Annotated in this window: 16 protein-coding genes; 5 read left to right on the top strand and 11 right to left on the bottom strand. The window is 66.3% G+C overall.

Annotated elements, in window-relative coordinates:
* Window positions 1-46: 46 nt before the first annotated feature.
* Entirely contained in the window at window positions 47-1942 is a 1896-nt protein-coding gene (ftsH, locus tag ACV229_RS39525) for an ATP-dependent zinc metalloprotease FtsH (RefSeq protein ID WP_448088476.1), read from the bottom strand.
* A 163-nt stretch (window positions 1943-2105) separates the two neighbouring features.
* Window positions 2106-2768 carry an RlmE family RNA methyltransferase gene (locus tag ACV229_RS39520; protein ID WP_448088475.1) on the bottom strand — a complete coding sequence of 221 codons (663 nt, stop codon included), beginning with the start codon at window positions 2766-2768 and terminating at the stop codon, window positions 2106-2108.
* Between the two features lie 178 nt (window positions 2769-2946).
* Between ACV229_RS39520 and ACV229_RS39515 the strand changes: the two genes are divergently transcribed.
* Window positions 2947-3474: a YhbY family RNA-binding protein gene (locus ACV229_RS39515; RefSeq protein WP_448088474.1), complete on the top strand. Its 528-nt coding sequence runs from the start codon at window positions 2947-2949 to the stop codon at window positions 3472-3474.
* Between the two features lie 60 nt (window positions 3475-3534).
* Here ACV229_RS39515 and ACV229_RS39510 read toward each other — a convergent pair whose 3' ends face one another.
* From ACV229_RS39510 to gloB, 8 genes are all read right to left on the bottom strand, one after another.
* Complete coding sequence (locus ACV229_RS39510; protein WP_448088473.1) at window positions 3535-3993, bottom strand: DUF4149 domain-containing protein; 459 nt, start codon at window positions 3991-3993, stop codon at window positions 3535-3537.
* Between the two features lie 14 nt (window positions 3994-4007).
* Window positions 4008-4484, bottom strand: a complete 477-nt coding sequence (gene greA, locus ACV229_RS39505) for a transcription elongation factor GreA (protein WP_448088472.1) — start codon at window positions 4482-4484, stop codon at window positions 4008-4010.
* Window positions 4485-4602: 118 nt separating this feature from the next.
* Window positions 4603-7857 carry a carbamoyl-phosphate synthase large subunit gene (gene carB, locus ACV229_RS39500; RefSeq protein WP_448088471.1) on the bottom strand — a complete coding sequence of 1085 codons (3255 nt, stop codon included), beginning with the start codon at window positions 7855-7857 and terminating at the stop codon, window positions 4603-4605.
* 49 nt (window positions 7858-7906) lie between these two features.
* Complete coding sequence (leuE, locus tag ACV229_RS39495; RefSeq protein ID WP_448088470.1) at window positions 7907-8587, bottom strand: leucine efflux protein LeuE; 681 nt, start codon at window positions 8585-8587, stop codon at window positions 7907-7909.
* Between the two features lie 27 nt (window positions 8588-8614).
* Window positions 8615-9760 (bottom strand): glutamine-hydrolyzing carbamoyl-phosphate synthase small subunit, encoded by a 1146-nt coding sequence (carA, locus tag ACV229_RS39490; RefSeq protein WP_448088469.1) that lies wholly within the window; start codon window positions 9758-9760, stop codon window positions 8615-8617.
* A gap of 507 nt (window positions 9761-10267) precedes the next feature.
* Window positions 10268-11494, bottom strand: a complete 1227-nt coding sequence (locus ACV229_RS39485; RefSeq protein ID WP_448088468.1) for an MFS transporter — start codon at window positions 11492-11494, stop codon at window positions 10268-10270.
* A gap of 138 nt (window positions 11495-11632) precedes the next feature.
* Window positions 11633-13183, bottom strand: a complete 1551-nt coding sequence (locus ACV229_RS39480) for a transglycosylase SLT domain-containing protein (protein ID WP_448088467.1) — start codon at window positions 13181-13183, stop codon at window positions 11633-11635.
* Between the two features lie 152 nt (window positions 13184-13335).
* Window positions 13336-14142 carry a hydroxyacylglutathione hydrolase gene (gloB, locus tag ACV229_RS39475; protein WP_448088466.1) on the bottom strand — a complete coding sequence of 269 codons (807 nt, stop codon included), beginning with the start codon at window positions 14140-14142 and terminating at the stop codon, window positions 13336-13338.
* Window positions 14143-14160: 18 nt separating this feature from the next.
* On the opposite strand from gloB, the gene ACV229_RS39470 reads away from it, so the two are divergent.
* The 3 genes from ACV229_RS39470 to dnaQ are packed head-to-tail and all read left to right on the top strand — an operon-like array spanning window position 14161 to window position 16172.
* On the top strand, window positions 14161-14973 hold the full coding sequence (locus tag ACV229_RS39470) for a class I SAM-dependent methyltransferase (protein ID WP_448088465.1): 813 nt from the start codon (window positions 14161-14163) through the stop codon (window positions 14971-14973).
* On the top strand, window positions 14970-15413 hold the full coding sequence (gene rnhA / locus ACV229_RS39465; RefSeq protein ID WP_448075381.1) for a ribonuclease HI: 444 nt from the start codon (window positions 14970-14972) through the stop codon (window positions 15411-15413). The genes ACV229_RS39470 and rnhA overlap by 4 nt, the downstream gene beginning before the upstream one ends.
* Window positions 15414-15443: 30 nt before the next feature.
* On the top strand, window positions 15444-16172 hold the full coding sequence (gene dnaQ, locus ACV229_RS39460; RefSeq protein ID WP_448088464.1) for a DNA polymerase III subunit epsilon: 729 nt from the start codon (window positions 15444-15446) through the stop codon (window positions 16170-16172).
* A 24-nt stretch (window positions 16173-16196) separates the two neighbouring features.
* On the opposite strand, the gene ACV229_RS39455 is transcribed toward dnaQ, so the two are convergent.
* Window positions 16197-16529 carry a YnfA family protein gene (locus tag ACV229_RS39455; protein ID WP_448088463.1) on the bottom strand — a complete coding sequence of 111 codons (333 nt, stop codon included), beginning with the start codon at window positions 16527-16529 and terminating at the stop codon, window positions 16197-16199.
* A 534-nt stretch (window positions 16530-17063) separates the two neighbouring features.
* On the opposite strand from ACV229_RS39455, the gene proP reads away from it, so the two are divergent.
* The gene (gene proP, locus ACV229_RS39450) at window positions 17064-18542 is read left to right on the top strand and encodes a glycine betaine/L-proline transporter ProP (RefSeq protein WP_448088462.1); all 1479 of its coding nucleotides are present in this window, start codon (window positions 17064-17066) and stop codon (window positions 18540-18542) included.
* The last annotated feature ends 54 nt before the right edge of the window (window positions 18543-18596 follow it).

The raw sequence follows: 18596 nt of genomic DNA, 5'->3' as shown, positions 1-18596 counted from the left end.
GCCGGTGTGAAGCCACACCAGCCCGTGAACGGTGCTACCGCGAAACTTATGCCGGCGATGCAGGCGCCGTCGCGCTGCCCGGCTTGACCTCGGCACCGGTGCCGCCCGACGACGGATCGCTGCCAACGGCCGGCGAGCTCTTCGGCGAGCGCGGCGGACGTCCTTCCATGATGTCGTTGATCTGATCGGCGTCGATCGTCTCCCACTCCATCAGGGCGGCCGTCATCGCCTCGACCTTGTCGCGGTTCTCTTCGAGCAGGCGGCGAGCGAGGCCGTACTGCTCGTCGAGCACGCGGCGGATTTCCGCATCGACCTTCTGCTGCGTCGCTTCCGAGATCGTCCGCGTGAAGCCGCGGCCGAACGGGCTGGCGTCGTTCTCGTCGTCGACGTAGACCATCGGCCCGAGCGCGTCGGTCATGCCGAAACGGGCGACCATCGCGCGTGCCGTCTGCGTCGCCTTGTTGAAGTCGTCCGACGCGCCGGTGCTGATCAGATCCATGAACAGTTCTTCAGCCACGCGGCCGCCGAACAGGATCGCGAGGCGGTCGAGCAGGTAATCCTTCGAATACGTCTCGTTGTCATGCTCCGGCAGCTGCCACGTGACACCCAGCGCACGGCCGCGCGGGATGATCGTGACCTTGTGCACCGGATCGGCCTTCGGCAGCAGCTTCGCGATCACCGCATGGCCCGACTCGTGGTACGCGGTCGCGCGCTTCGCTTCCTCGCGGATGACCGCCGACTTGCGCTCCGGACCCATGAAGATCTTGTCCTTCGCGTCCTCGAAGTCCTGCATCTCGACGATCCGCTTGCCGCGGCGGGCGGCGAACAGCGCGGCCTCGTTGACGAGGTTCGCGAGATCCGCACCCGAGAAGCCCGGCGTGCCGCGCGCGATCACTGCCGCGTCGACGTCGTTCGCGATCGGCACCTTGCGCAGGTGGACGCGCATGATCTGCTCGCGGCCGCGGATGTCCGGCAGGCCGACATAGACCTGGCGGTCGAAACGGCCCGGACGCAGCAGCGCCTTGTCGAGCACGTCGGAACGGTTGGTCGCGGCGATCACGATCACGCCCGAATTCGCCTCGAAGCCGTCCATCTCGACGAGCATCTGGTTCAGCGTCTGCTCGCGCTCATCGTTGCCGCCGCCCATGCCGGCGCCGCGATGACGGCCGACCGCGTCGATTTCATCAATGAACACGATGCACGGCGCATGCTTCTTCGCCTGCTCGAACATGTCGCGCACACGGGCCGCGCCAACGCCGACGAACATTTCGACGAAGTCCGAACCCGAGATGCTGAAGAACGGCACCTTCGCTTCACCGGCGATCGCGCGAGCGAGCAGCGTCTTGCCGGTACCCGGGGGCCCGACCAGCAGCACGCCGCGCGGAATGCGGCCGCCGAGTTTCTGGAATTTCTGCGGATCGCGCAGGAAGTCGACGAGCTCGGACACTTCTTCCTTCGCTTCGTCGCAGCCCGCGACGTCGGAGAAGTTGACCGCGTTGTTGTTCTCGTCGATCAGCCGCGCACGCGATTTGCCGAACGAGAATGCGCCGCCTTTGCCGCCCCCCTGCATCTGCCGCATCATGTAGAACCAGAAGCCGATGATCAGGATCGTCGGCCCGAGGTAATACAGCGCGGACATCAGCGCGTTCGGCTCGTCGTCGGCCTTGCCGCTGACCTGCACGCCATACTTCATCAGATCGCCGACCATCCAGATGTCGCCGGGCGACACGATCTGGTATTTCTGGCCATCAGCGGGAGTGACGGTGAGGTTGCGCCCCTGCACGACGACATTCTTGACCTTGCCGTTCTTGGCGTCGTCCATGAACTGCGAATAGGACACGCCTTCCTGGACGCGGGGCTTGTCGAACTGCTTGAACACCGTAAACAGCACCAGTGCGATCACCAGCCACACTGCTGCTTTCGAAAACATGTTGTTGTTCAAAGCACCACTCCTTCACTCGTAGACGAGCGCCTACATTTTCCTTGCGGCGCCCCTCAGGCATTCTAATCCAGTCCGACCACCCTCGCCATAAGCATTGACAACCGTCGCGATAGCGAATTGCTTGTCTGGCAAGGGCCGGAGCCCGTTTGCGGTCCCTGGTCCGTCAGCGCGGATGCTTCAGGTGCCGCCCCAAAATGAACGTCTCGGACGATTTGTCGCGGGACGCCTTGGGCTTGCGCGGCGCGACCGTCTTGAACTGCTGCTTGAATTTCTCGACGATCTGGCTGTAGCCGCTGCCGTGGAAGCATTTCACCAGCAGCGCGCCTTCCGGCTTCAGGTGATTCTGCGCGAAATCGAGCGCGAGATCGCACACGTGCTCGATGCGCGCCGCATCCGCAGAAGCGACTCCGGACAGGTTGGGGGCCATGTCGGAAATTACAAGGTCCACCTCGCGCCCTTCGAGGACGGCCTCAAGTTGATGCAGCACCTCGTCCTCGCGGAAGTCGCCCTGGATGAAGTGCACGTCGGCGATCGGCTCCATCGGCAGCATGTCGAGCGCGACGATCGTGCCGTCGATCCCGCCCTCGCGCGCCGCGTCGCGCTTCTTGCCCTGCGCGAGCTTGTTGCGCGCGTACTGGCTCCAGCTGCCGGGCGCCGCGCCCAGATCGACGATCACCTGGCCCGGACGGATCAGCTTGTCCTGCTCGTCGATTTCCTTCAGCTTGTACGCGGCGCGCGCGCGATAGCCCTCCCGTTGCGCCATTTTGACGTACGGGTCGTTGATGTGGTCATGCAGCCAGTGCTGGTTGAAGCGGTTCTTTGCCATTCGAGAGAGAGATTACTGCCATTTGCTTCGTGAAGCCGCGCTTTTGGCGGATAATACGCGTCTTCTTCGCGCGGCTGCGGCCTCAATCAGGCCCAAGCCGCGATTTTACGTGGTTTCGGCGCGCGGCTCATGCGGCATATGCCCGTGTTGCGCGCCCCTATTTTGAATTCGACATTCCATGCCCGCCCTTTCGCTTACTCCCGCCGAGCGCTCCGCGCTGCGCTCCCAGGCCCATGCGCTCAAGCCGGTCGTGCTGATCGGCGCCGAAGGGCTCACCGACGCCGTGCTGAAGGAAATCAAGGTGCACCTCGATGCGCACCAGCTGATCAAGATCCGCGTGTTCGGCGACGAGCGCGACGCGCGCATCGCGATCTACGACGAGATCTGCGACCGGCTGAGCGCCGCGCCGATCCAGCACATCGGCAAGCTGCTCGTGGTCTGGAAGCCCGAGGCAGCAGCCCAGGCGCCGGCTCGCGGCCGACGCAGCAACACGCTGCCGAGTGTGGCTGAAGCCACCGCCGACAAGAAGGGCCGCGCGCCGCGCGTCGTCAAGGTCGTCAAGGTGTCGCCGAACGCAAGCCCGGTGCGCCGGCCGAAGCCGCAGAAGGTGACGGTGCGCGGCAACGAGCGCGTGACCGCCGGCGGCAACGTCAAGCGCGCGAAAAAGCGCCAGACGAGCACGAAGCGCCCGTTCCAGGACAAGTAAGCCGTCCTTGCGCCGGCCCGCCTTTGCGCGCGGCCCGGTGTCCGCCGGCCCGCGCGGCGCTCATGCGTCGCGCGCCGGCAGCCTCCAGAGCAGCATCAGTCCCAGCACGCTCTCGACCAGGTAGAACAGGCTCGAGACCCCGTGCAGCATCCCGAAGCGCTTCGCGTATGGCGAGTTCGCGATATCGGTGCCCGCGTCCATCGCGGCCACCCGCAGCGCGTTCATGAACGGCTGCAGCGCGAAATACCCGATCAGCACGCACGCGACCATCGCCGCGAGAATCCAGCGCACGCGACGGTATTCGTCGACGCCGCGCCGCACCTGCTGGTTCGACAGCGCGAGCAGCAACACGCCGCACACCGCGCCGAGTATCGCCTCGATGCGGAACAGCTGCGCGGCGACCGAGCCGGCCGTCATCCGCTCGAGCGTATTGAACAACACGGGCGCGACCGCATACCCGATCGTCAGCAGGCTGCCGACCCAGACGGCCGACAGCAGCCGGAACACGCGGTGCGGCATCGTGTCGCCCCGCTTCAGATGTAGCTGACCGAGATGATTTCGTACTCGCGCACGCCGCTCGGCGCCTGCACGGCCGCGACGTCGCCTTCGGACTTGCCGATCAGCGCGCGCGCGATCGGCGAGCTGACCGAGATCAGGCCATGATCGATGTCGGCTTCGTCGTCGCCGACGATCTGGTATTTGACGGTGTCGCCCGACTCGAGATCCTCGAGTTCGACCGTCGACGCAAAGACCACGCGGCCGTCCGCGTCGAGCACGGTGGGATCGATGACCTGCGCGGCCGACAGCTTCGATTCGATTTCCGCGATACGACCCTCGATGAAACCCTGCTTTTCCTTCGCGGCATCGTATTCGGCGTTTTCCGACAGATCGCCCTGCGCGCGAGCCTCCGCAATCGCATTGATCACGGCAGGCCGCTCGACGGACTTGAGACGCTGCAATTCATCGCGCAGTTGTTCTGCGCCACGCTTTGTCAACGGAATGGTGCTCATAAACGGCTCAATCGCTAAAAACGGCTATAAAAAAAATCACCGCGATTAAGCGCATTCCCGGCTGACCGGAAACGCCGCTTAATCGCGGCACGTATTGCTTCGACAGGTAACTGACTGCTTAGTTTAGGCGAGCGTGAAGACCTTGTAAATCATAGACTTCCAGGTCCTTCAGGTAACGCAAGCCTTCGACCGCCGCGCGCGCGCCGGACATCGTCGTGTAGTACGTGACCTTGTGCGCCTGCGCGCTCATCCGGATCGAACGCGAGTCGGCGATCGCCTGGCGCGTCTCGTCGACCGTCGTGAACACGAGTGCGATCTCGCCGTTCTTGATCATGTCGACGATGTGCGGACGGCCGTCCTTCACCTTGTTGACGACCTTCACCGGCACGCCCGCCGCTTCGATCGCGGCAGCCGTACCCTTCGTCGCGACGATCGGGTAGCCGAGGTCGTGCAGCATGCGCGCGACTTCGACTGCCTTCGGCTTGTCCGCATCCATCACGGTCAGCAGCACCGTGCCCGATTCCGGCAGGCGGGAACCCGCCGCGAGCTGCGACTTGAACAGCGCCTCGCCGAACGTCTGGCCGACGCCCATCACTTCGCCGGTCGAACGCATTTCAGGCCCGAGCACCGGGTCGACGGTCGGGAACTTCACGAACGGGAATACCGCTTCCTTCACGCTGAAGTACGGCGGCTCGACTTCCTTCGTCACGCCCTGCTGCGCGAGCTTCTGGCCGACCATCGCGCGTGCGGCGATCTTCGCGAGCGGCAGGCTCGTCGCCTTCGACACGTACGGCACCGTGCGCGACGCGCGCGGGTTCACTTCGAGCACATAGATGATGTCTTCCTTCGAGCCGTCCGCCTGCGGCACCTGCTGGATCGCGAACTGCACGTTCATCAGGCCGACCACGTTCAGCGCCTTCGCCATCGCGCCCGTCTGGCGCTTCAGTTCGGCGACGGTTTCCTTCGACAGCGAGTACGGCGGCAGCGAGCATGCCGAGTCGCCCGAGTGGACGCCCGCCTGCTCGATGTGCTCCATCACGCCGCCGATGAACACGGCATCGCCGTCGCAGATGCAGTCGACGTCGCATTCGATCGCGTCGTTCAGGAAGCGGTCGAGCAGCACCGGCGAATCGTTCGACACCTTCACGGCCTCGCGCATGTAGCGCTCGAGGTCGCGCGGCTCGTGGACGATTTCCATCGCGCGGCCGCCGAGCACGTACGACGGACGCACGACGAGCGGGTAGCCGATTTCGGCCGCCAGCGCGAGCGCTTCGTCTTCGGCGCGCGCGGTGCGGTTCGGCGGCTGGCGCAGGCCGAGGTCCTGCAGCAGCTTCTGGAAGCGTTCGCGGTCTTCGGCCGCGTCGATCATGTCCGGCGACGTGCCGACGATCGGCACACCGTGCGCCTCGAGGTCGAGCGCGAGCTTCAGCGGTGTCTGGCCGCCGTACTGGACGATCACGCCGACCGGCTTTTCCTTGTCGACGATCTCGAGCACGTCTTCCAGCGTCAGCGGCTCGAAGTACAGGCGGTCGGACGTGTCATAGTCGGTCGACACCGTTTCCGGGTTGCAGTTGACCATGATCGTTTCGTAGCCGTCCTCGCGCATCGCGAGCGCCGCGTGCACGCAGCAGTAGTCGAACTCGATGCCCTGGCCGATCCGGTTCGGGCCGCCGCCCAGCACCATGATCTTCTTGTTCGTGGTCGGCTGCGCCTCGCACTCTTCCTCGTAGGTCGAGTACATGTAGGCCGTCTTCGTCGCGAACTCGGCCGCGCAGGTGTCGACGCGCTTGTAGACCGGGCGCACGTTCAGCTCGAGACGGCGGCGGCGCACGTCTTCCGGCGTCCCGCCGAGCAGCTTCGCGAGGCGGCGGTCGGAGAAGCCGCTCTGCTTCAGGTAGCGCAGTTCGTCGAACGACAGCGATGCGATCGTGCGGCCCGAGAGGGCCTTTTCCTTCTGGATGATCTGCTCGATCTGCGCGAGGAACCACGGGTCGATCGCCGTTTCCGCGAAGATTTCCTCGGCCGTCATGCCGATGCGGAATGCATCGCCGACGTACCAGATGCGGTCCGGGCCCGGCTCGTGGATCTCGATCGCGATCTCGTCGCGGTTGGTCGACTTCTCGTCGAGACCGTCGACGCCGACTTCGAGGCCGCGCAGCGCCTTCTGGAACGATTCCTGGAACGTGCGGCCGATCGCCATCACTTCGCCGACCGACTTCATCTGCGTCGTCAGGCGCGAATCGGCTTCACGGAACTTCTCGAACGCGAAGCGCGGGATCTTCGTGACGACGTAGTCGATCGTCGGCTCGAACGACGCCGGCGTCTGGCCGCCGGTGATTTCGTTCTTCAGCTCGTCGAGCGTGTAGCCGACGGCCAGCTTTGCCGCGACCTTCGCGATCGGGAAGCCGGTCGCCTTCGACGCGAGCGCCGACGAACGCGACACGCGCGGGTTCATCTCGATGACGACCATGCGGCCGTCCTTCGGGTTGATCGAGAACTGCACGTTCGAGCCGCCCGTGTCGACGCCGATCTCGCGCAGCACCGCGAGCGATGCGTTACGCAGGATCTGGTATTCCTTGTCGGTGAGCGTCTGCGCCGGCGCGACCGTGATCGAGTCGCCGGTGTGCACGCCCATCGGGTCGAGGTTCTCGATCGAGCAGACGATGATGCAGTTGTCGGCGCGGTCGCGCACGACTTCCATCTCGTATTCCTTCCAGCCGAGCAGCGATTCCTCGATCAGCAGCTCGCGCGTCGGGGAGAGATCGAGGCCGCGCTTGCAGATCTCTTCGAACTCTTCGCGGTTGTACGCGATGCCGCCGCCCGAGCCGCCGAGCGTGAACGACGGACGGATCACGACCGGGTAGCCGCTGCCGCCCGTCTCCGCCATGATCTCCGCGTGCACCTTGGTCGCCTCTTCCATCGAATGCGCGATGCCCGACTTCGCGGAGCCGAGACCGATCTTGGTCATCGCCTCCTTGAACTTCTGGCGGTCTTCCGCCTTGTCGATCGCTTCCGGCGACGCGCCGATCAGCTCGACGCCGAACTTCTCGAGCACGCCGTGGTGATGCAGGTCGAGCGCGCAGTTCAGCGCGGTCTGGCCGCCCATCGTCGGCAGGATCGCGTCCGGGCGCTCCTTCTCGATGATGCGCGCGACGACTTCCCACGTGATCGGCTCGATGTAGGTCACGTCGGCCGTGTTCGGGTCGGTCATGATCGTCGCCGGGTTGCTGTTGACGAGAATGACCTTGTAGCCTTCCTCACGCAGTGCCTTGCACGCCTGCGCGCCCGAATAGTCGAACTCGCACGCCTGGCCGATGATGATCGGGCCGGCGCCGATGATGAGGATGCTGTTGATGTCTGTGCGTTTTGGCATGGCTTGAGAATTCAATAAGTAATCGTTGTCGTGTGGCGGCCGGCTGCGCTCAGCTCATCGTCGCGAGCGCGAGCTTCACGGAGAAACCGATGAACAGGCCGCCCACGCTGCTCGCCGCGCCTGCCGCGAGCTTGCGGCGGCGGCGGAAATGCTCGGCGAGCCGCGCACCCGCGAAGATCAGCGTGCTCAGGTACAGGAAGCTCGCGCACTGCGCGATCGCCCCGAGCACGAAGAACGGCAGCGCGGGATGCGGGAACGCCGGATCGACGAACTGGATGAAAAACGAGATGAAGAACAGGATCGCCTTCGGATTCAGGAGGCTCACGACCAGCGCCTTGCGGAACGGCTTGTCGAAAGACCGCTCGCCGTCGACCGCGCGCGGTGCTTCGACAGCCGCGTCGGCCGCGCCGGCCGGCGCGCGCAGCTTGCGCCACGCGCCGCGCAGCATGCCGGTGCCGATGTAGAGCAGATACGCGGCGCCGCCGTACTTGACGACGGAGAACAGCAGCGGATTCGCCTTCAGCAGCGACGCGACGCCGGCCGCGGACAGCACCATCAGCACGGTGTCGCCGAGGAACACGCCGCAGGCCGCGCGATAGCCGGCCTTCACGCCGCGCTGCGCCGCGAGCGCCAGCACGTACATCGAATTCGGCCCCGGCAGCAGGATGATGAAGATCACGCCGAACACGTAGGTCCAGAGATCCGTGATGCCGAGTGCATGGCCGAACATGATGCGAGCCTCCTGTGCTTCAGTCAGTTAAGCGCTGCGCTGCTTCGCCGCGTCCATCAGCGCGGTGAAGCGGTCGAACAGATAGCCGATGTCGTGCGGGCCCGGCGATGCTTCCGGGTGACCCTGGAAGCAGAACGCCGGCTTGTCGGTCAGCTCGAAGCCCTGCAGCGTGCCGTCGAACAGCGACACGTGCGTCACGCGCGCGTTGGCCGGCAGCGAGTCGGCGTCGACCGCGAAGCCGTGGTTCTGCGACGTGATCACCACGCGGCCGTCGCCGAGATCCTTGACCGGGTGGTTCGCGCCATGGTGGCCCGTCTTCATCTTGAGCGTCTTCCCGCCGACCGCGAGACCCATGATCTGGTGGCCGAGGCAGATGCCGAAGGTCGGCACGCCGCGCTCGATGAACTCCTTCGCCGCCGTGATCGCGTAGTCGCACGGCTCCGGATCGCCGGGGCCGTTCGACAGGAAGATGCCGTCCGGATTCAGCGCGAGCGCTTCCGCCGCGCTCGCCTGCGCCGGCAGCACCGTCACGTGGCAGCCGCGCTCGGCGAGCATGCGCAGGATGTTGTACTTGACGCCGAAGTCGTACGCGACGACGCGGTACTTCGGCGCTTCCTGCATCCCGTAGCCGCTGCCGAGCTTCCATTCGCTCTGCTTCCACTCGAACGGCTTCGTGGTCGACACGACCTTCGCGAGGTCCATGCCGGCGAGGCCCGGGAACGAGCGCGCGAGCTCGATCGCCTTCGCCTCGTCGTCCGAGCCGGCGAGGATGCAGCCGTTCTGCGCGCCCTTGTCGCGCAGGATGCGGGTCAGCTTGCGGGTATCGATACCGGCGATCGCGACGACGCCTTCGTCGCGCAGGTAATCGCCGAGCGTGCGGTCCATGCGGAAGTTCGACGCGAGCGCGGGCAGATCGCGGACGATCAGGCCGGCGGCATGGACTTTCGTGGCTTCGACGTCCTCGGCGTTGACGCCGACGTTGCCGATATGCGGATAGGTGAGCGTGACGATCTGGCGCGCGTAGCTCGGGTCAGTCAGGATTTCCTGATAGCCGGTGATCGCGGTATTGAACACGACTTCGCCGATCGTATGGCCAGCGGCCCCGATCGAATAACCACGAAAGACCGTGCCGTCGGCGAGTGCGAGCAAAGCGGGAGAAAAAGACGGCAACACGGGAGGCTCCTTGGGGAACACCCTGCTGCCGACCTGTCTACCCTGCCGCACGAGCGCCGCGCTGCGTAGGCGCGCGCGGTCGCTAGCTGGACACGGCCTGCGCTGTCGACACGCGAACCCGGCGCGGCGCGCACGAGGCTTCGCGGCATCGCCCGGCAAGCGGCGTGCGGCGGATGAAAGGGATGAGTGAGGTAGGCGCTAGGGTGCGAGGTTGATCAGCACAAACTTTCAAATTATAGCCTGAAAATGGCCCTATCTTCAATTGATCGGGCCGTTGTTCCGCCATGGAGGCCGCATCTTCCGATCGACGAAGCCGCCCCGGTCCCATTGACGACGTGGCCCGCTCGATTCGACCGCGATGAACCGGCAGGACGAATCGGCGGTGGCCGCCGCGCGTTGCAGCCCGATTGCAGCCCCGCTTCGGACCCGATTCGGACCCGATTCGGACCCGCCCCGGATACATTGCGGCCCCATTTCCGGAACTGCGCCACGCTCCAGCGTACCCCTCTATCGGCTCGCTTGACCAGTGGCGGGCACCCGCGCAGGCCACACGTACCAGACCGCGCTTGCGATCTGCAGCGCGAGCAGCACGGCCCATGCGTTCAGGTGCGCGGCGGCCGGATAGCGGCCGTCGACGGCCGGCCAGCGCGACAGCACCGCGCCGACACCGATCTGGAACGCGAAGATCAACAGGAAGATGACCAGCGTGAGCGTCGTGTTCGCGCGCCCGATCAGGTGCGCCGGGAAATGCCCGGCCATCACCGCGTAAGTCAGGATCCCGACCCCGCCGAACATTCCGTACGCAGCCCACAGAACCGCCGCCGGCAGCGGCACGCGCGCGACGATCGCCAGCTGCGTCGCGACGAACAGCGCCATCCCGACACCGCAGAACGCGTATACCGACACGCCGCGCCGCTCCAGCGCACGCGCCGCAGCGCCGAAGCCGACGCAGCCGGCCATCATCGCGAAGCCGAGCACCGACACGAGGCGCGCCGCATGCGGCGCGTCGAGCCCGGCGACGTCGCGCAGGTACGGCCCGACCCACAGCGACTGCATCGCATAGAACACGCCCTGCGTGACGACCGAGAACGACGCGATCTTCCAGAACGCACGGCTCGACAGGATGTGCCAGGTGCCCTTGAACTGGCTGACGATGCCGCCCTGGTGCCGGGTCCGCTTCGCTTCGGGCGCGCCGAGCCAGATCGCGGCCGCGACCGCGAGCGTCATCACCGCGAGCCCGCCGCACACCGCGCGCCAGCTCGTCCAGCCGAGCAGCCAGTTGAGCGGCGAACCGACCGCGACGCCGCCGAGCCCGCCGACCGCCATCACGAGCCCGTTGACGAGCGGCAGCCGGCCGATCGGGAAATGCTCGGCGAGCGCCTTGAACGCCGCGCCGAGACAGACGGACACGCCGACGCCGATCAGCAGCCGGCCGGCCATCATCGTGCCAAGCCCGTGCGCGGCGCCGAACACCGCGGCGCCCGCGGCGGCGAACAGCAGCATGCCGGCCGCGACGCGGCGCGAGCCGAAATGGTCGAGCAGCACGCCGGCCGGAATCTGCGCGCCGGCAAAGCCGAGGAAATAGAGACTGGTGAGCAGGCCGAGATCCGCGGCCGACAGCCCGAGTTCGTGCGTGACGAACGGCGCGAAGCCGAGATTGACGCCGCGAAACACATAGGACACGAAATACCCGATCGCGAACAATCCGAGCACCCTCACCTGCACCAGCGACATTTCCTCTCCCTCCGATACCGCGCGATTCACGCAGTCCACGCGACGCGCACAAACGAAAACGCCGTCACCTCGGTGACGGCGTTTTCGTCAGATGATATAGCATCCGGGCGGCGCGAGTGGCCGCGTCGGGCAAGCCGCTTACTTCTTCTTGCCCTTGTGCGTCGCGGCCGCCTTCGGTGCGGCCTTGCCCTTCGCCGCCGGCTTCGCGGCGCCGTGCTTCGCCTTGCCGCCGGTCGACAGGCTCGCGCGCTCGATATGCCCGCCACCGACCGACGTCGCGATCTTTTCCGGACCGGGCTCCGACGGCATCGCGCGACCGACCGGCACATGCAGCACGAGCGTCTGGCCCGGCATCACGAGATCACGGTGCGTGCGGTTCCATGCCTTCAGCTGGCCGACCGACACGCCATAGCGGCCAGCGATCGTCGCCATCGCCTGCTTGCGGCGCACGCGGATCAGCATCTTGCGCGTGTCCGGCACGTCCGGTTCCATCGCCAGCACGCCGTTTTCAGCGACGTCCGCGCTGATGTCCTCATCGTCATCATTGCCGCGCGGCACGACGATCGTCGAACCCGGCTTCAGGCGCATGCCGGCCGGAATCTTGTTCACCGACATCAGCGTGTCCGCATCGACGCCGATCTTCTCGGCGATCGCCGCCGGGCGCGCGCGCTCGGTGACGGTATAGGTCGTCCACGTCGACAGCTGGCCGTCGTACGACTTCAGGCTCTTCTCGAATGCGGCCGCGTTGTCGAACGGCAGCAGGATCTGCGGCTCGGTCGCACCGAGGATCACCGGCTTCGCGAACGACGGGTTCAGCGACTTGAATTCGTCGAGCGGCAGGTTCGCGAGTTTCGCGGCAACCGTCACGTCGATGTCGCGCGACGTCGTGACCGTCACGAAATACGGGTGGTTCGGGATGTCCGGCAGCGTGAGGCCGAACTGCTGCGGGTTCGCGATGATGTTCTTCACCGCCTGCAGCTTCGGCACGTAGTTGCGCGTCTCGTTCGGCATCCGCAGGCTCAGGTAATCGGTCGGCAACCCGGCCGCCTGGTTGCGCGCGATCGCGCGCTGCACGTTGCCCTCGCCCCAGTTGTACGCGGCGAGCGCGAGATACCAGTCGCCGAACATGTCATGCAGGCGCGACAGGTAGTCGAGCGCCGCGCTCGTCGACGCGAGCACGTCGCGCCGCTCGTCCTGCCACATGTTCCGCTTCAGGTTGTACGTGCGGCCCGTGCCCGGCATGAACTGCCACATGCCCGCGGCCTTCGCGACCGACAGCGCCTGCGGGTTGTACGCCGATTCGATGAACGGCAGCAGCGCGAGCTCGGTCGGCATGTGGCGCGCCTCGAGCTCCTCGACGATGTGATACAGGTACTTCTGCGAGCGCTCGGTCATGCGCTGCACGTAGTCCGGGCGCTGCGTATACCACGTGGTCTGCATGTCGACGAGGTCGGTCTGCAGGTCGGGCATCTGGAAACCGCGGCGAATGCGCGCCCACAGATCGGTGTCGGCGCTGGTCAGGTCGCCGACGGACTGCTTGTCGACATCGACGGTTTCTTTGGCGGTGGCGGACTTGCGGAGGTAGGTGGCGGCGTCCGCCTGGGGATCGGCGGCGGAATTGGCGACAGGTCCCTGGCTCGCACATGCGGCGAGCAACAGAACCACCATCGCACTCAATAAAAATCGCATGAAAATCTCGGGTTCCGGCATCTGGAAATTGCAGGCGATACTACGGAAGTGCGTGCTTCACGTCAATAAAAACACCGAAAACTCAGCGAAATCTGATATTTGGAGCAATTTTTACAGACTCCGGATGAGCTTTGGAGTCCTCCGGAAAAACATCATCGGAACCGGTTTTTCCATTCGCGCATCAGCGTGAATGCCTTCAGTCGATCCGGCACCGTTTCGTGCAGCTGCGCTTCGAGCGTCGCGTGAATCGCGGCGCTGTCGGAACGCATGAACGGGTTCACCGCGCGCTCGTGCGCAATCGTCGTCGGCAGCGTCGGCACCCCGCGCGCGCGCCGCGCGGCCGCCTCGTCGCGCCATGCCGCGAGCGCCGCGTTGCCGGGCTCGCAGGCGAGCGCGAAGCGGATGTTCGACAACGTGTATTCGTGCGCGCAGTGCACGCGCGTGTCGCCGGGCAGCGCCGCGAGCGCGTCGAGCGACGCGAGCATCTGCGCAGGCGTGCCCTCGAACAGGCGGCCGCAGCCGCACGAGAACAGCGTGTCGCCGCAGAACACGTGCGGCGCGGCAGCGCCTTGGCCGGCCGCCTGGAAGTACGCGATGTGGCCGCGCGTATGGCCGGGCACGTCGAGCACGTCGAACGTCAGCGCGGGCGCGCGAAGCGTCACGCGGTCACCGCCCTCGAGCGGGTGCGTGACGACGCCGATCGCCTCGGCCGACGGGCCGTAGACCGCGAGCGGCGCATCGTCCGGTTGGCCAGCAATGAGGTCCGCGACGCCGCCGACGTGGTCGGCATGGTGGTGCGTGAGTAAAATAGCGGTCAACCGCCAGCCTCTTTCGAAGAGAGTCCGGCGCACCGGAGCGGCTTCGCCCGGATCGACGGCGATCGCATCGCTGCCGTCCGACACGAGCCAGATGTAGTTGTCCTCGAATGCCGGTACCGGCACGTATTCCAGCTCGTTCATGGGCGCGCAATCATCGCTATGTCTGATCGACAAATTATAGACTGGCCGGCCTGGACCGAATCGCCTCCCGGTCGGTATGTGCTGGACTGGGAGCAAGCGCAGCTCGACCGCATCGTGTCGGACGTATTCGGGTTCCACGCGCTGCAGCTCGGCCTGCCGCAACTCGACGCGCTGCGCGAGAACCGCATGCCGTATCGCGGCCTCGTGCTCGATCCGGCGAGCGGCGCGAGCGCGCCCTATCAGTATCCGTGGGCGCGCGAAGCGCACGCGCCGGAGCATGCGCCGGCCGGTCGCAGCACCACGTGGTGCGACCTGCTCGACCTGCCGTTCGAATCGCAGAGCGTCGACCTGATCGTGATGCCGCACACGCTCGAATTCACGTCCGACCCGCACCGCCTGCTGCGCGAGGCCGAACGCGTGCTGATGCCGGAAGGCCAGCTCGTGATCACCGGCTTCAATTCGCTCAGTCTGTGGGGAATGCGGCAATCGTTCGGCAAAATGGCGAACCGGCCGTTCGTGCCGTCCGCGCGCGACCAGATCGCGTTCATCCGGCTGAAGGACTGGATCAAGCTGCTCGGCTTCGATCTCGAACGCGGCCGCTTCGGCTGCTACCGGCCGCCGCTCGTCTCCGACAAATGGCTCGCCCGCTTCGGCTTCATGGAAGCCGCAGGCGACCGCTGGTGGCCGATCTTCGGCGCCGTCTACATGGTGACGGCCGTCAAGCGCGTGCGCGGCATGCGCCTCGTCGGCCAGATCAAGATGAAGAAGCCCGTGCTCGCGCCAGGCCTCGCGCCGGCGGCCTCCCCGACCACCCATCAAGAACGTTCATGACAACCGACACCATCGACATCTATACCGACGGCGCCTGCAAGGGCAATCCCGGCCCCGGCGGCTGGGGCGCGCTCATGCGCTACGGCGACCGCGAGAAGGAGCTGTTCGGCGGCGAGCCGAACACGACCAACAACCGCATGGAGCTGATGGGCGTGATCGCCGCGCTCGAAGCGCTGAAGCGCCCGTGCCGCGTGATCGTGCACACCGATTCGCAGTATGTGCAGAAAGGCATCAGCGAATGGATCCACGGCTGGAAGAAGAAGGGCTGGATCACCGCGTCGAAGACGCCCGTGAAGAATGCCGACCTGTGGAAGCGCCTCGACGCGCTCGTCGCGCAGCATGAAGTCGAATGGCGCTGGGTGAAGGGCCACGCCGGCCACCCGGAGAACGAGCGCGCGGACGCGCTCGCGAACCGCGGCGTCGAATCGCTCGCGGCCTGACCCCCTTCCGTTTCCCCTGTTTTTCCCGACATGCGCCAGATCATTCTCGATACCGAAACCACCGGCCTGAACCCCCGAACGGGCGACCGCCTCATCGAAATCGGCTGCGTCGAGCTGCTGAACCGGCGGCTCACCGGCAACAACCTGCATTTCTACGTGAACCCCGAGCGCGACAGCGATCCGGGCGCACTCGCCGTGCACGGCCTCACGACCGAATTCCTGAGCGACAAGCCGAAGTTCGCGGAAGTCGCGGACCAGATCCGCGACTTCGTCAAGGACGCCGAGCTGATCATTCACAACGCGCCGTTCGACCTCGGCTTCCTCGACGCCGAATTCGCGCTGCTCGGCCTGCCGCCGTTCACCGAGCACTGCGGGGGCGTGATCGACACGCTCGTGCAGGCGAAGCAGATGTTCCCCGGCAAGCGCAATTCGCTCGACGCGCTGTGCGACCGCTTCGGCATCAGCAACGCGCACCGGACGCTGCACGGCGCACTGCTCGACTCGGAGCTGCTCGCCGAGGTGTACCTCGCGATGACGCGCGGCCAGGACAGCCTCGTCATCGACATGCTCGACGACGACGCGGCCGACGGTGGCGCGGCGAACGGCCAGCGCGTGTCGCTCACGTCGCTCGCCCTGCCGGTGCTGGCCGCAAGCGACGACGAACTCGCCGCACACCACGCGCAACTCGACGAGCTCGACAAGTCGGTCAAGGGCACGTGCGTGTGGCGCCAGACCGCCGCGGCGGGCGAAGCATCGTGATGCCGCCGCACTGCAGCCGCGCGCTCATGCGCGCGGCTGCAGTGCGATGACGGCCATGCCGGCCAGCGCGAGCGCCGCGCCCGCGGCGTCCCAGCGTGTCAGTGCGACGCCGTCGACCGCGCGCAGCCACACGAGCGCGACCGCGATATACATTCCACCGTACGCCGCATAGGTGCGCCCGGCCGCGCTCGGGTGCAGCGTCAGCAGCCACGCGAACAGTGCGAGCGACAGCGCGGCCGGCGCCAGCAGCCAGACCGGCCGCCCGGCCTTCAGCACGAGCCACGGCAGGTAGCAGCCGACGATTTCGGCCAGCGCGGTGGCGGCGAACAGCGCCGCGATCTTCATCAGTTCGGTCATCAGGATTCTCGTCTTTTCAGCCCGCTGTTCGCGGCCGGCACGGCCCCGAAAAGGCCCCAATTTGCCCCGCCGATCATACCCGACCGAGCCCCGTCACACGGGCGCCTCCCGGCATTTCTCCAGGCAATTTGCACGATCATCCGTCATCGTGCTATCATGTCGCCTGTTTCAACATTCAATCTCTGTCATTTCGATTTTGAGAGAAGTCCGTTCGCGCGCTGCGCGGCGTTGCTTCGATCGAAATTGCACCCACAGGAACGCATGCCCGTCGGGCCTGCTTTTCTCGTTTCGTCGCCCTTACGGGGCGTCCGCCGGAGCACCGAATCCCGGTCCGCACCGGCTGCCGCACGCATCACGCGGCCCCTTCTTCATGAGCGCCAAGTCGCGACGGCCCACCGGGCCCGCGTCGAAGCAGCCCCTTTTTCGCAGTAAGCGCTTAATGGCCTGCCCCGACGCGCCGCGTGCGACACCGCGCTTGCCGGCAAACCGTGTCGGACGGACCGCCGTCCGGCGCCGTCAAAGGAGTGCAAGACCTTGACCGCAACACACGTCAGCCCGACCGCTGCCTCTTCCTCGCCGTCCGACGGCGCCCCGCTCGCCGCCGACGACATTACCGTCGTCGACCAGAGTCTCCTCAAGCGCGCCGTCAGCGCGATGGCCATCGGCAATGCGATGGAATGGTTCGACTTCGGCGTCTACAGCTACATCGCCGTCACGCTCGGCAAGGTGTTCTTCCCGTCCAGCAGCCCGTCCGCGCAGCTACTCGCGACCTTCGGCACGTTCGCCGCGGCGTTCCTCGTGCGTCCGCTCGGCGGCATGGTGTTCGGCCCGCTCGGCGACCGCATCGGCCGCCAGCGCGTGCTCGCGATGACGATGATCATGATGGCCGTCGGCACATTCGCGATCGGCCTGATCCCGAGCTACGCGTCGATCGGCATCATGGCGCCCGTGCTGCTGCTCGTCGCCCGCCTCGTGCAGGGCTTCTCGACGGGCGGCGAATACGGCGGCGCCGCAACCTTCATCGCCGAATTCTCGACCGACAAGCGCCGCGGCTTCATGGGCAGTTTCCTCGAGTTCGGCACGCTGATCGGCTACGTGATGGGCGCGGGCGTCGTCGCGCTGCTCACTGCTTCGCTGTCGCAGGAAGCGCTGCTGTCGTGGGGCTGGCGCGTGCCGTTCCTGATCGCGGGCCCGCTCGGCCTGATCGGGCTCTATATCCGGATGAAGCTCGAGGAAACGCCCGCGTTCAAGCGCCAGGCCGAAGCCCGCGAAGCGCAGGACAAGGCCGTGCCGAAGGCGCGCTTCCGCGAGACGCTGTTCGCCAACTGGCGTCCGCTGCTGCTGTGCGTCGGCCTCGTGCTGATCTTCAACGTGACCGACTACATGGTGCTGTCGTACCTGCCGAGCTTCATGTCGTCGACGCTGCACTTCGACGAATCGCACAGTCTCGTGCTCGTGCTGCTCGTGATGGTGCTGATGATGCCGATGACCCTCGCCGCCGGCCGCCTGTCGGACAAGGTCGGCCGCAAGCCCGTGATGCTCGCCGGCTGCGTCGGCCTGCTCGTGCTGTCGATCCCGGCAATGATGCTGATCCATGCCGGCACCACGGCGGCCGTGTTCGGCGGCCTGCTGCTGCTCGGCGTGCTGCTGTCGTGCTTCACCGGCGTGATGCCGTCGGCGCTGCCGGCGCTGTTCCCGACCGAGATCCGCTACGGCGCGCTCGCGATCGGCTTCAACGTGTCGGTGTCGCTGTTCGGCGGCACGACGCCGCTCGTCACCGCATGGCTCGTCGACGTGACCGGCAACCTGATGATGCCCGCGTACTACATGATGGGTGCGGCCGTGATCGGCATCGTGTCGGTCGTCGCGCTCGCCGAAACCGCGCGCCAGCCGCTGAAGGGCTCGCCGCCCGCCGTCGCGACGCGCCGCGAGGCGCACCAGCTCGCGCGGCAGCTCCGTGACGACGAAGAGGCTTCGAACATGTACGCCGTGGTGTCGACCGCGCGTGCATGACCCTCGGCAAGCGCCGGTCAGCGCCGGCGGAAATGAAAAACCCCGGCAGTGCCG

Source organism: Burkholderia sp. MR1-5-21 (assembly GCF_053427715.1).
The sequence above is the reverse complement of the archived record's forward strand: the minus strand, read 5'-3'. Positions and strand labels throughout refer to the sequence as shown.